Here is a 558-nt window from a genome sequence, read left to right on the forward strand (position 1 = left end):
TAAAAAGCCGCCGGCGGGCTGGAATTCGTCAGCGGCCTGCTCGATGAAGCCAGCGGCATTGCCGCTGCCAACGGCCATGCGCCGGGCGGCCCATTCTTCGAACGCACGCGCAAAATGCTGACCGAAGCCGGCTCGACATTGACCGCCTCCATGTTCCGCGACATCGGCAACGGCGCGCGCATCGAAGCCGACCACATCATCGGCGACCTGCTGCGCCGCGGCCGCGAGGCGGCAGTCAAAACCGATCTGCTGCAAGTCGTCTACACCCATCTCAAGACCTACGAAGCGCGCCTGCTGAACCAGCCGGCCTGATTTTTTGTCTGCATGAATTGCATGCGCCTCCGAGCGGGGCGCATGCAATTTCTTCTACCACCCTCCGCCCAGCGAACGGAACGTCGACACCGCCGCACGCGCATCGTCGGCGCGCACCTGCGCCAGCTGATCGCGCGCGTGCAGCAGCAGGCGGTCTTCCTCCAGCACTTCGGTCAGGCTCAGCACGCCGCCCTGATAGGCGTCCTGCGCCGCGATGATGCGTTGCAGGTAAGCGTGCCTGATGTC

At 64.9% G+C, this 558-nt stretch carries 1 protein-coding gene and 1 pseudogene; one reads left to right on the top strand and one right to left on the bottom strand.

Annotated features, from left to right (window positions below; translation table 11 throughout):
* The first annotated feature begins 18 nt into the window (after positions 1-18).
* Positions 19-312, top strand: coding sequence for a ketopantoate reductase C-terminal domain-containing protein (locus HLUSI_RS27980; RefSeq protein ID WP_330987160.1), 294 nt, complete (start codon positions 19-21; stop codon positions 310-312).
* Between the two features lie 54 nt (positions 313-366).
* Here HLUSI_RS27980 and HLUSI_RS27985 read toward each other — a convergent pair.
* Positions 367-558: pseudogene (locus tag HLUSI_RS27985) on the bottom strand (TolC family protein); the annotation flags it as partial.

Source organism: Herbaspirillum lusitanum P6-12 (assembly GCF_000256565.1).
GTDB classification, from domain to species: Bacteria; Pseudomonadota; Gammaproteobacteria; order Burkholderiales; family Burkholderiaceae_D; genus Herbaspirillum; species Herbaspirillum lusitanum.